General features: G+C 44.0%; 1 protein-coding gene. It reads right to left on the bottom strand.

Annotated elements, in window-relative coordinates; genetic code table 11:
- The coding region (locus ACYVTD_RS19060; protein WP_461249146.1) for a hypothetical protein at window positions 1-284 on the bottom strand (284 nt) is incomplete at both ends.

A 284-nucleotide genomic window follows, 5' to 3' on the forward strand; every position in this document is an offset into this window, starting at 1 on the left:
TCCGTCCGGAAGTTTTTCGATATAGCAGAAAGGGCCGTTGGGGCTAAAAGAATCTTTGTTTTTCGCGAGCATATGCCCGGATATGTCCGTGTTATATTCGGTAAGTTTTGCCACATCCGTCCCGTTTCGGACTAAACTTTGCACGGATTGCGCGAAATCGTCCAGCATGGTGCGCGATTCCATAAGATCGGCGTTAATTTTTGATTCAACATAATCCAGCACGCTGTCCGAATGGCGCACAAGATTTGTATGTACGATTTTATTGGTAAAGAAAAAGCTTAAAA

The organism is Treponema sp. R6D11 (assembly GCF_054786075.1).